We start from the raw sequence: 12,904 nt of genomic DNA on the forward strand, positions 1-12,904 counted from the left end.
ATTTTGTTAAATAGGATGAAAGGATATGCATAACATTCCAACTTTAAAATAGGAGATTGATGCTATATGAAACCGGATCAAGTGTTACTTCAATACTTCCACCATTTAGTGGATATCGATAAAGCCCTCCATTATATACACAAGGACGCCAAGTTTATCGCTGCATTCGAGAAAGAGTCGGATAGACACTATTTTTATGGGACCTATTACGGGATAGAGGGTGTAAGGACACTATTGTCCAAGTTTGAGAAAGATCTAGATACCCAGGAATTCGAAGTCAATAAGGTACTTGCTGATGAAACCACCGCTTTAGCTTGGGGAAGATTTAAGCACCGGATCCGATATACCGATAAAGTTTTTGAAAGCTATTGGGCTGTGGTTTGCGAAGTTGAAGATGGCAAGATTAAGTATTTCCGTGGCTTTGAAGATACTGGTGCCTTGGAGGCTGCTTTTTTAGTCGATTAATTTTTTCTGGTAAGCATCCATAGGGGGATTATCGGGATAAGCGGACTTTAGATCTGCATGCCAATAGATTAATACAGACAATGATTCTAAATCTTCTTTTTAAACATATCTCCCCTAATCTAGCGTAATTACTAATTTGAGTGTAATCCATTGATACAAGAATGAAAGTAATACTTATCATTCTAGAGCAACTCCCCTGTCACTAAGTCTTTTCAGAAAAGTAAAAATAGCCTCTTAGGGATATATTTATCCGAAGAGGTTATTTTTCATCAAACTTTATTAAAACAGATATTAATTCATATTCAACTTCCTCAGTTTATACGAATATCTCTCGAATCATTCCTGTTCCTCATTTATGAATCTAGACTTACTTTTTATAAAAAAGTTTAATCAAAATGGTTTTTACCTTTTATGAAATGACCATAAAGTTATTGAATTATAAAGCTTAAACACCCCTGTTCTACGGGGTTTAAAATATTGTTGTTTAATTGATGTAGTTATCGAATCACTATCAGTTAAAAGTATGGTAATACTGCACTTTGATTTGTTATTAAACTATGGTTTTTAATAATATATAGAGGAAAAAAGCTTAACTTAATAAAACTAAAAGGAAAAGAAAGCTATGCTAGCCACTTGAGTGTTACCTTGTCCATGCCTTCACCAACAATTGTACGGCAGTGTTGATCTCTTCCTCAGATAGTACAGCAAAACCTAACAGCACTGTTTGATTATCACTTCGACCATATTCTGATGCCGGATATACTTTGATACTATATTTTGCTGCCCGATCAATAAGTTCTTTTTCAATCATACCATTATTCGGACGGACTAATACATGTAATCCAGAATCTTGACCAATGATTTGAACTGAATCTAGAAAATAAGTCGAAAGTGCCGAAACGAGTGCATTTCTTTTTTTGTTGTAAACGACTCGCATTTTATTAATATGTTTTGCCCAATATCCTTCCCGCATAAATTTTTTTATGATCTCTTGATCAAGACGGGATACAGAAGGAGTAAAGTGGAAATAGTTTTCATGATATTTTTCTATTAACCGTTTTGGTAGGACCATGTAACTGATTCGTAATGACGGCAGTAATGCTTTAGAGAACGTCCCCATATAGATTACCTTTTCGTGAGAATCTAAGCTTTGCAATGCAGGAATAGGTTTTCCTGAATAACGAAATTCACTGTCATAATCATCCTCCACGATGTAACGTCTTTCGTCTTCCTCAGCCCAATTTAAAAACTGCTTTCGTCTTGATATGGGCATAATCATTCCACAAGGAAATTGATGTGATGGCGTAACAAAAGCTATATCAGCACCACTTTCCTCTAATTTGGAGATCATCATCCCATCATCGTCAAGTGGAATCAACCGGATATTTTTATTTTCCATTTCATATGTCACAAGTCTTTGATGATACCCAGGGTCTTCAACGGCATAGATACTTCCGTTTAGCAATTTAAACAGAAGTCTAATAAGTGTTGGTGTACCTGTCCCAACGATTATCTGACTCGGCGAAGTTTGGACACCACGTGATTCATACAAATAATAGGCAATGGCTTCACGAAGCTCATACTCTCCTTGTGGATGTCCTATCTTTAATAACTGTTTATTCTCATCCTTCAAGACATCGTTCGATATTCTTCGAAATATAGCAAAAGGAAATGATTGACCATCAACCCCTGTCTGGGTGAAATCAAAGATAACATTATCTTCATAAGATTTCTCTTTGATATACACGATGCTTTGTTTTTCGTTAGAAAATGTTTCCTCCACTTCACAAATATAATATCCTTTACGTGGAATTCCTTCGATATACCCTTCCGCAACAAGCTGCTCGTACGCTGCTTCAATAGTGTTTTGACTCACCTGCAAATACTTAGCAAGTTTCCGTTTCGACGGTAGCTTAGTGTATGGTTTGAGGTTGCCCGTTTCCATTTCCTGTTTTATAAAATTATATAGCTGTAAATATAAAGGTACTTTACTATGCACATCAAGCTTCGGTGTTATTTCCAGCATTCCATCTGGCCCCCTTATCTTAATGAAATGTGACCCTAAACATAATGTCAGTTTCTAATTATAATACCACTGTAAAAGCATTCTATTAATTGGAATTAAGAAATTTTTCAACAAGGAGGTATTCATCATGAAAACAAATCGTTTTGTTGGACTATTAATGATTATTAGCGGGGCGACATTATGGGGAATATCTGGACCGATGATTCAATGGCTTTTTCAAAATAGTGATCTTACATCGAATAACTTTCTCACTATACGATTAATGTTAGCTGGAACCTTAACTTTATCGCTGTTGTTCCTCACTAATAAAAATATATTTGGTATTTGGAAGCATCCACGACATTGGATTCAACTCATTATTTTTGGCGTTTTGGGAATGCTTGGCGCACAGTACGCTTTTATTGAAACCATCCATGTCAGTAATGCGGTTACAGCAGTACTGTTTCAATTTCTTGGCCCTATTTTAATAACCATCTATGTGGCAATGCAAACAAAAAAAATACCAACAGTAATGCAATTACTGGCTGTTATTGCAGCATTGGGTGGAACCTTTTTCCTAATTACGAATGGTTCAATAGAAAATGTTGTGTTATCAAAAAAAGCCATTATCCTTGGTCTAATGACCACCCTCGGCTTTACATTTTACACGCTTCATCCTGTTTCACTAATTAAAGAATGGGGAACAGTTGTCATTATTGGATGGGGAATGTTAATTGGCGGCATTGCCTTGATTATTTACAAACAAGAGTTTAGCATTGTACATTTGGCACAATCATTAACGGTTAACACGTTATCGATAATGCTCTTAGTGATAATCAGCGGAACAGTCTCTTTTATTCTCTATATCGGGAGTTTGAAATACTTAAGTGCAACGGAAACAAGTCTATTATCCAGTATTGAACCACTGGTCACAGCCATTGTTTCCATCCTATGGTTAAACGAATCTTTTGGAGCTTATCAATTATTAGGTGGAATCTTTATCCTATCCGCAGTTACCTTTCTATCCATGCCAAATACATTAAAAGAAAAGAATATAACAACAGAAATCATGCCATAAAGATAAGTGGCTTAGCACCTATAATTGGGAACAACCTCTTATCTACCTTGCAAAGATCATCTTAAATCCATTTATCCATTTTAGATGTGCTTTTTCTGTTGGACATAAAAATACCCCTTTAGACAAAATTATCCAAAGGGGTAAAACAGTGCAACTTTTTTTATAAACGATATAACTTTCAACGGTACATCTTTCTTTTCTAGTCCACAAAAAATTGTTGTATGAAAAAATAGTTCTTTACCGTTATGCGTGTAAAACTTTTTAAACTCAAGAAAACTATTTTATATGATAAAAAATAAACTTCTTTACTAGTTGTAATAATTGTTACAGGATCGATTGATTACATTATAAAAAAGTATTTTACTTATTATCCATATATCACAATTTTCAACTCAACAAATTCATGTTTGATTAGAAGCTGGAGAAAACTTGCTTAATCCACAATCGCGCCCGATTGTTGAATAGCTGGACTAATTAGAAAATCCATTCAAAGAATTTTGCAAGAATGAAAAGTGGTACTCCAACGAGTTATAAGCCAGCATGGCCTAAAACATGAGAAAAGAAAGTCATTCTTGCTACTGAAATGCTCTTGATTAGGGAACGTCAAAATTTGTTGAAGCTAGCTCTTGCTTGAAGGTAAAAATTGGAGTTTCCTCGAATATAATAAATTACCTATCCAGAGGTTATATAAAGGCTAATTTAACGATTGTTGTGTTTAGTGGAGACTCTTATGGAATAAAAGAACTCGTTTACATGAACATTTGATGTCACACCCTTCTCGCCCAAAATGTCTAAAACTTTCATCGATCTCCTAAAGGGAAGCAATTTTATGCCTCTAGGTTTGAAGCTAACACATGCCTTGTTTAGAATTCTCTGGTTGCTGTTTAGAAAATTCCAAGTTTAGATGAAAAGGGGAAACAAAATGAAAACAAAATGGCTTTTGAGTAGTAGTGCCGTGATGATGGGTTTGTTGGGGTTGGCAGGAACCTTTATTCCCGAAGAAATTTCAAAAATATTAGGGACTGACCCTTCACCCATTACTCTGATTCTTCTGCAAATCATCGGAGGACTATATTTAGGGTTCGCAATGTTGAACTGGTTTAAACGTTCTGCCCTGATCGGCGGCATCTATAACAAACCTGTCGTATTGGGAAATCTAATACATTACATCGTTGTCTTTTTTGCTCTAATCCGGCAGTTGGCGGAGCAGTTTCATTTCATATTCGTTATTTTGACATTAGTTTATCTTGGGTTTGCCGTCTGGTTTACATTGGTTATGCGCTCGAATCCTTTAAGCAATCAATCAAAAATGTCTGTCTAACGCATAGTAAACGGGGATTTATATTGGGGGTCTCTCTTTTTAAGTTCACTATGCTGAACTAGTCTTTTGAGCAACCCTAAGGATATTAAAACGACAAAAATTCCTACTTTTATATTGAAAGAAGGAATTTTTCATTTTATTCCATTATGAGAATTCAAGTTAAAGATTATAGGTATCTAGCGGTCTAATCTTTTAAAATAATGATAAATCTTTTCAAGCTTTTTTATTTGTTTTCCCTTTGTTTTAAAGAGATGGTTTATGAATTTATTCACAAGTTAAAGACTTTCGAAAAGAATGTCTTTTTTTCTATTTAAAAGTCTAATTTAGATACTTTGATCTTGTTCAACAATCTGGCCCGATTGTTGAACATAAGTTAAAAATCACTGTTGAACTAACCTGCCCCTTTTGTAACATAAGAAAAAAGGCTTCCCTTAAAGAAATGTCTTCAATAGTTTAAGTTCATTTGATCACAAACTTTAGATTCATTTTCAATTATTACAGGAGTACTCACCGTTTATATAATAAGAAAAAGTTCTCCTGGTTATATAAAAAAGCAACTTTTTGTACAAAAAAAACCACCCTTATTATTTAAGGAAAGCATCTGTTAATTAATGTGCATATTTCTTACAAAATAAAAAAGGTAACTCATTCAAGTGTTTCTGATATTACATAAAGCTATCAGTCTACTTTCACTTTTGGAATTCAGTATTCTATATATGTAATCTTCATAATCGAATAGTGTTTATTCGCAAAACAAACCTTTGTTATCTAAAGATCACGCATGTTCCAAACAACTTCTTCTCCATTCTCTTTCCAGGTACTATGGTGGCGAATGAAACCAATCTTTTCAAGAACTCGAAAGGAAGCAATATTCCAAGAACCCACAGTAGCCCACAGACGTCGCCGTCCAGTGGCGACCGCAGCTTCTATAATTGCCGATGCGGCTTCAGTTGCATAGCCATTTCCGTGGACTCTTTGGAACAGTTCATAAGCAATTTCCGGCTCTTCAATAGTAGAACGACCGATAATTAACCCGCAATATCCAATAATATCTCCTTCATCTTTGCGTCGGATTGTGAGTGGACTTATACCACTTTCCAGTGCTCTTTCGCGTAAACTGATAACATTATTGAGAGCAGCTTCAAGAGTTGGCTTAGCAACGCCCCGTTCCCCAACAAGTTCCCTATACCAGGATGCATCTGATTTCTCCCACATACTCAAGTAAAGCCGTTCAGTTATTATTTCAAAATTCATTGCCGAGAATTTATCTGTCATTTTATAACCTCCTTTTCAAGTCAAGATATTCTCACGAGAAACAATTTATTTTACTTGTTAGTAGAAAATAAATATTATTTTATAAAAAATGTTTCAATTTTAGTATCGAAAAAAACTTAAATTATCTCCATTATTTCCATACTTAAAATTAATTTCATTCTATAACAGATCTTCCCGTTAGCTTAATAACTTCAACAAAAAAAGCATTAATCCTTCTTGGATTAATGCCCCTGTTTGTTGAAGAACGGAACTTATTGTTTACTAATTTTGTTTATTATTAAACCGACAATTAATCCTGGTATTACAAATAGGATTGGAAGCCAAACAGGACCGAATAATACCCCAAATATCTTTAATTTTTATGAATATATACAACCAACTGTTACAAAATACGCTGAAAATACAAACGGTAGAAAAGTATTCTTTCCTGTTTCTCCCTCTGCATCTTTAAATGCGTCCCACATCGCAAAAAAATACGACATGGATAAAACATTAACCATTGATAATCAGTATGTTCTATCGCTTTTTCAATCTCCCTACGAAAACTTAAAATTATTATTTAATTAAAATTGCTTGAACATTTATGAGAAATTCTAATAACACAAAAACAATACCTTTTAATGGTTTACCGTTTAGAAGTTGACCAAACCCAGGAAGTGCAATACTCCATAACAACGCATCTTTTTTGTTCGCCACATTGTCCTATTCCTTTTCTAAAAGTCTTTTTTTCATTCAACTAGCTGCTATTGGAGGTGTTTCAGCTTTTCAATTGAAAATTATGTTCTATCATATGCCAATGGCGGTGTTTCAAACCAACCTTTATCAATTAAGATATTGGCACCATCGTCAACAAACAAGCTAACATTAGTCGTAGTTCTAAGATACAATGCACTAATATCTCTTCTTCCGTTTACCGCTATTGAATTTCCAAATGACCTTATCTTCATGGAGAACATGTCCACTTTATGAAATAACATAATTTTATCGGAAAAAGGCGGATTGTTTGACGTTGTAACCAGATGGTCAATGAATGACGGAGTAGGTAAGTTTTCTGCCTGAAGCTTTTCAACACATTGCTTTACTGCTTTGTCAGTCATCTCTAAACCCCGTTTAAATAATGCTTTTATTTTTTCGTCCCTAACCGTCTGATAAAATCCCAATAATAAAGCTTTACTTGTTCTGTTATTTTCAATGTTATCGTAAAGATGAGTAATTTCCATAGCATGTAAAGGTCGAACATGCCCAAACCAACCGTTTAAATAGCTTTGTTTATTGATAAAATCAGGTGTTTTAGGTATAGGAAGAATAGGAGGTTTTGCAATTAATTTTTTATCGTATATAACATTATTTATTTGTCCTAATAGGATAGTAGTGCATTGATTAGCATAAACGAAAAATTCCCTAACATCTTCCCTCATTACTAACGGAATTGCTACTGCATATAAACTAAGACCTGCCTTAGCAGCATATTTAATGTACTGCGGATAAAAATCATCTTCGTATAAACGGGGGGCACCTAAATTTACATCATCTTGAGTAAATCCCACTGGAATAGCAACGCCCTCTTTTTTTAAAAAATCTTCTACCCTTTGCTTAAAATCCTTAGATAAAGTTAGTGCATTTTTCACTATCTTCCTAATATATTCATCTTCACAATGTTGAAGAAAATACGTCAAAATTTGAGTGGACATACTGTTTCCCATATAAGTAGCCCAAAGTTTAGCCATTTCAATTGAAGTAAATGGTTGCGATTCGTCTAATTCAAATGTACTTAAGTTAATTGGTTCCATTATGTCCATTGGGTTAATAATATCCATCAGTAATCCCCTTTTCCTTATTTTTATTTAGGTTTCCCATTGGAAAATAATCTAAACTCAATGAATTTCACCCTAAACTTATAACAATAATGAAAGGTAAAACAATCCATTTTCTTCAACTAATCTGCCCCTTTTGTTCAATAAGAAAAGCCGCCGAAATGGCAGCTGGATCATAAATTAAAGCCCCTATTAGTTTAAGTATAATGTTTCACAATCTTTATTTCTTGTATAAAACTATTACTAAAGATTGATTTTATTTAAATATTTGAACATGAAAAAAGCCTAATCAAAGAGTAAGCTTAACCCATATAAACACTATCACATGTTCCAGGTTGTGGTTCATAAAAACAATGTTCTTTAAATTGACCAGTATGAGGTTGACCATACCATGTTGGAGGACATGGACCATGTGGATTAAAATACCATAGTGCAAATTTCGCTGGGTGTTCTCTCCAATAATTCAAATTTTGTTTTGCTAATCTTTTTTCGAATGTTCTTGCTCTTTGATAAAAAATATTTCCTTTTTGAACTGCTTCAAAAGAATAATTTCCACCTTGTACTTGAAATATTACATCATGAATGGTTCTTACATCTTTGAAGTCTAAACAGTTTGCTACACACCGATTTACTATTACATTTCCAACATATAACATTCCTTGCTTTCCTTCACCTTCAGCTTCTGCTCTCATCATCCTTGCCATTTCGCTCAGTTCATAACTTCGATAATTTACCCTTGGCATTTTATCACCCCAAAAATATAGTTATGAAAAAAAGCCTACATTCATGTCATTGTTTGTATAAAAAGAATGATTAGTTTTTATAGCAAATAGTTTTTAAGTAAAATGAAAACTATTGCATTCTTTTTATACCTTTATTCTACTATACTGTCCATTAGTTTAAGTGCATTTCTTCACAATCTGCTGTCAATAAAAAAAGAACGAAGGGTAACCAGGATTCACCTGATTTTCCTTCAACCTAGTTCAAGCTTTTTTACTTAAGGATTTACATAGATGTTTCAGTACATTAATTATTGGTGTACATTAGTAACTTACTTTAGTGTAAAGTAGTCACTTTCATGTATCTAGACACTACAAAAAATTTTTGTATGAAAAAATAGTTCTTTACCGTTATGCGTGTAAAACTTTATAAACTCAAGAAAGCTATTTTAGATGATAAAAAATAAACTTCTTTACTAGTTGTAATAATTGTTACAGGATCGATTGATTACATTTTAAAAAAGGTATTTTACTTATTATCCATATATCACAATTTTTAACTTAACTAATTCATGTTTGATTAGAAGCTGGAGAAAACTTGCTTAATCCTATTCAACTAAAGTCCCCGTTAGTGGAATAAGAAAAAACGATTCTTCTATATTGAAGAATCGCGCCATTAAGTTTCTATTTATTTTCAAACTATCCGACTATCCCACGAGATTATACAAAGAAACTGGCGTATAGTATGATCAAGGTGTGAAAAGTTTCCAATTCCCTTCGAATAAAACTTCTACAGCTCCTTCGATTACTTTTATTGCGGTTTGATCGTCAATCGCATACGCAGGTCCCTGCATCCCGGCTGCCCATCCCTCTGCGGCAGCCATGGTGTTTCCCGGCAGCATCTCGTGATCCAGGTGCGGAAAGATTGAAAAATCAACCAGTCCCAGTGTTTCATCACCACCACCTGGTGGAGTCCAGCCAACGAAGTATTCCCCTATGTTAGGTGCCATCACCATGCTCCCAGCACTCATTCCCACATAGACTGAGTTCAGTGACGGAATAAGGTCTGCCAGCCCAGATTGACGCATCCAGTGGCACAGGTAAAGGGCGTCGCCGCCTGACACCAGCAGTACATCTGTCTCCTGAACCAGTGGTATCCAGCGGTTTTCGTCGATGCTTGGAAGCGCTGTGAGCTCCAACACGCCGATGGACTTCCAACCGAGGTCGACCATGGGATTCTCTTCTTTCCCACTGATGAACTGCCAGGCTTTGACGCCAGGGCCAACCCAAGGGTGTCCGTACATCGCAGTGGGGATGCACAGTGCGTTGGAGTCAGCAATTGGCTTGCCCAGCATGTCAACCAGAGCGTCGTGTATGCTTTTGTTATTGATGCCTCCAGATGTAAGCAGAAATTTCATAACTTCACTCCTGTCTTTGTTCGGTACTGACAAACTTGTTCATACTTCTAAGTTAGCACCCTAGCTTTATGAATGATTACAACACTTCAATTGAATCATTGTTAATCAGATGTTTACCTTATTTGTCTATTCAAATACCTGGTGAAGCTCAATCTGTCCTATACTTTACAATTCTACAAAACTTATATAAATCCTTGTTCAACTATTCGCCCCGTTTGTTCAATAAAAAAAAGCATTCCTCGTTAAAGGAATACAAGGTTACGTACTTTTACTCACTCTTTTCGAAATAATGTACTGGCCTAATTTCTATCCTCCAGCCTAATTCCTCTCCAGCATCCAACTGTGTGGTCGGATGTAAAGAAGCGATACGTATTGCTTCTTCCATATCATTTGCCTCTACTAGGAACACACTACCTATTCTCTCATCGAACTCGACTAAAGCGTTGTCCGTTACCTTAATATTTCCGTTCACTCGCCGTAAGGATTTTACTTCCGTTTCCACACCAACATCCATCATCACTTGACCACTCATATAAAACTTCTGAAGGTGGGGGCTACATTCGCTCATAATAGCTTCTATTTCATCTTTCGGGAAAACATTCATTTTTTCTGGACTTAAGTATCCAAAACACAAGAATTTCATCTTTAATCTCCTTTTAATTGGATCTTTAGCTTATCAATTAGTCGTGTAAACTACGAAATTCTACGAGTTTTAAATAATTCCTTCTTAAACTAAACTGACCCTTTAGTCGAATAAGAAAAAGCCACCAAATTGGTAGCTGGATCTTCAACTCTTGCACCATTTATACGCGAGAATTCCAATTTTAACTTAATCAATGCTTATTTCTGCCGAAAGAATAGCATGATAAGGAATTCTAAGCCTTTACACCCCACTACCTTATAAGAATATTAAATAGCACTTAAAAAAACAAGAGCTTTTTAGTAAACTATTATACATCTTTCTTGTCACTCTTTAGTACTTGTAAATTTCGTTTAAAAAGTAAGGTTATCGTTACCTTACTTTTTACTTTGTTTCAGTTTTCTCAAATCGAAATTTATATGTGGAAACAAAACACATGAATTAGTAATTGGAAATTGCAAAATGATGATGATTCACTAAAACTAAGGAAACAAGGATAGCTGAAGAAGGAAGGATAGTAGTATTAAGGGAATTGACATATAAAGCAGGGTAATTATCGTTTCGGGATTATAAATGTAGTTATAATTTTGTACGTAGACCATAAGCACTTCATAAAAAAATAAATCAAACTGATCAAATACATAAGCAAATGTGCGCAATGAATTTATTTTAAAAGTGCTAGTTTTACTACTAAAGATATAAGAGAGTAATACATCTTGGATTTGAGTCAATATCTTGGACACAAAAAAGTTAAGTCTTTGTGATTATTAAGATGTAAGCTGTTTGTATCGTGCTAGTTTGACATGGAGCCTCTGCGGGTATGACTTTCCAGCCAATAAGCCAGCTTTCATAAAACTTGGCAATGCCATCAAAGCTATCATGCCCTCCACTCCATGTAAAACCATGAGTGCGGTGGATATCCAGCTAGGTTTGAGCTGCACAAGCTTTATGCTGTTTTTGTTTGATCTTCAATATCTTGTGGTGTTTTGTAGTCTAAACCACTGTGAATTCTTTTACGGTTATACCAACCTTCGATAAATTGAAATATTGCTAGATTCGCAGTTTTGTAGTCTAAATAGGTAACATGATTGACTTCTTCCTTCTTTAAAATGGCATGAAATGATTCTATACAGGCATTATCATATGGGCAGCCCTTTTTACTGAAGGATTGTTTTATCTTTCTTGTTTCGCAAAGCTTTTGAAAATCTTCACTGGTATACTGGGAACCTAAATCGGAATGCAGGATTAACCCTTCTCTTGTATGTTGAGTATCCAAAGCATTATTTAAAGCACTTATTACCAAATCAGTCGTCATTTTACGTCCAAATGAATATCCAACGATTTTTTTAGAATGCAAATCCATGACGGAAGCAAGATAACACCAACCGTCTCTCAGCGTGTTTATATATGTGATATCAGCAACCCATTTTTCATTGATAGTAGAGGTAGTAAAGTCTTGATCTAGCAGGTTTTCACGCTCCATCACCTTCGTTTTACTAGATTGAGGACGAAATTTCTTCTTTACAATGGAGAAAAGGCCAGCGGCCTTCATTAACCGTTGTACACGCTTCACACTCACATTATATCCTTCTTTTTCTAGGAGGTTGTGAATTTTAGGCGCGCCGTAACGCATTTTACTTTCTCTATAAATCTCTTTGATTCTTTTCGTTAGTTGTTTGTTCTCACGTTCACGGTTAGACTCTGTTTTTTTGAATGACTGGTAAAAGGTGCTTTTGGCAATACCAAGTACACCACACAGTGTTTGTGTGTCATGTTGGTCTTGAAGATCTACAATTACTTTTATCAACTCAGTTGTTTTTACTTTTTCGCAAATATGGCCATAGCCTTTTTTAAGATTTCATTTTCTTCCTGGAGACGGAGCATTTCTTTTTTCATTTTGGCAATCTCATCAGAGGTAATTGATGTTCCATCCTCTGTTTCCATAGGTGAAAACTTCTTAATCCATGTATAAATAGTTACTTCAGAAACGCCATATTCGCTACTTAAATCTTTAGCTGAGTTACCAGAGTTATATAAATCAACGACCATTTTTTTAAAATCTTCATTATATTTTTTGCCTGTATTTTTGTTTCCCATATGGACACAACCTTTCGTTGTTCTATTTTAGCACTTAACTAAGTTGTGTCCACGGAACTATACTAGCACCAT

At 34.9% G+C, this 12,904-nt stretch carries 10 protein-coding genes and 1 pseudogene; 3 read left to right on the top strand and 8 right to left on the bottom strand.

Features of this window, described 5'->3' with window-relative positions; translation table 11 throughout:
• The first annotated feature begins 66 nt into the window (after window positions 1-66).
• Complete coding sequence (locus KHA87_RS15920) at window positions 67-465, top strand: nuclear transport factor 2 family protein (protein WP_213095120.1); 399 nt, start codon at window positions 67-69, stop codon at window positions 463-465.
• Between the two features lie 640 nt (window positions 466-1,105).
• Here KHA87_RS15920 and pdxR read toward each other — a convergent pair.
• Window positions 1,106-2,491: a MocR-like pyridoxine biosynthesis transcription factor PdxR gene (gene pdxR / locus KHA87_RS15925; protein WP_213095121.1), complete on the bottom strand. Its 1,386-nt coding sequence runs from the start codon at window positions 2,489-2,491 to the stop codon at window positions 1,106-1,108.
• A gap of 127 nt (window positions 2,492-2,618) precedes the next feature.
• On the opposite strand from pdxR, the gene KHA87_RS15930 reads away from it, so the two are divergent.
• Together KHA87_RS15930 and KHA87_RS15935 are read left to right on the top strand one after the other, a co-directional pair.
• Window positions 2,619-3,548, top strand: coding sequence for a DMT family transporter (locus tag KHA87_RS15930; RefSeq protein ID WP_213095122.1), 930 nt, complete (start codon window positions 2,619-2,621; stop codon window positions 3,546-3,548).
• A gap of 922 nt (window positions 3,549-4,470) precedes the next feature.
• The gene (locus KHA87_RS15935) at window positions 4,471-4,869 is read left to right on the top strand and encodes a multidrug DMT transporter permease (RefSeq protein ID WP_213095123.1); all 399 of its coding nucleotides are present in this window, start codon (window positions 4,471-4,473) and stop codon (window positions 4,867-4,869) included.
• Window positions 4,870-5,637: 768 nt separating this feature from the next.
• On the opposite strand, the gene KHA87_RS15940 is transcribed toward KHA87_RS15935, so the two are convergent.
• The 7 genes and pseudogenes from KHA87_RS15940 to KHA87_RS15970 form a co-directional block, all read right to left on the bottom strand.
• The gene (locus KHA87_RS15940) at window positions 5,638-6,144 is read right to left on the bottom strand and encodes a GNAT family N-acetyltransferase (RefSeq protein WP_213095124.1); all 507 of its coding nucleotides are present in this window, start codon (window positions 6,142-6,144) and stop codon (window positions 5,638-5,640) included.
• A 251-nt stretch (window positions 6,145-6,395) separates the two neighbouring features.
• A pseudogene (locus tag KHA87_RS15945) lies at window positions 6,396-6,840 on the bottom strand (hypothetical protein).
• An 80-nt stretch (window positions 6,841-6,920) separates the two neighbouring features.
• Window positions 6,921-7,961, bottom strand: coding sequence for a DUF3231 family protein (locus KHA87_RS15950; RefSeq protein WP_249310422.1), 1,041 nt, complete (start codon window positions 7,959-7,961; stop codon window positions 6,921-6,923).
• Window positions 7,962-8,260: 299 nt separating this feature from the next.
• Window positions 8,261-8,701 (bottom strand): cell wall hydrolase, encoded by a 441-nt coding sequence (locus tag KHA87_RS15955; RefSeq protein WP_213095125.1) that lies wholly within the window; start codon window positions 8,699-8,701, stop codon window positions 8,261-8,263.
• Window positions 8,702-9,426: 725 nt separating this feature from the next.
• Window positions 9,427-10,095, bottom strand: a complete 669-nt coding sequence (locus KHA87_RS15960; protein ID WP_213095126.1) for a Type 1 glutamine amidotransferase-like domain-containing protein — start codon at window positions 10,093-10,095, stop codon at window positions 9,427-9,429.
• A 268-nt stretch (window positions 10,096-10,363) separates the two neighbouring features.
• Entirely contained in the window at window positions 10,364-10,738 is a 375-nt protein-coding gene (locus tag KHA87_RS15965) for a YciI family protein (RefSeq protein ID WP_213095127.1), read from the bottom strand.
• A 943-nt stretch (window positions 10,739-11,681) separates the two neighbouring features.
• Window positions 11,682-12,832, bottom strand: a protein-coding gene (locus tag KHA87_RS15970; RefSeq protein ID WP_213093131.1) for an IS3 family transposase whose coding sequence is annotated in 2 segments (ribosomal slippage) — window positions 11,682-12,592 and window positions 12,592-12,832 — 1,152 coding nt in all. Because the reading frame shifts where the segments join, the coding sequence is not laid out codon by codon here.
• Between the last annotated feature and the right edge of the window lie 72 nt (window positions 12,833-12,904).

The sequence above is a fragment of the Bacillus sp. FJAT-49736 genome, from assembly GCF_018343615.1.
Classification (GTDB): Bacteria; Bacillota; Bacilli; order Bacillales; family Bacillaceae_C; genus Margalitia.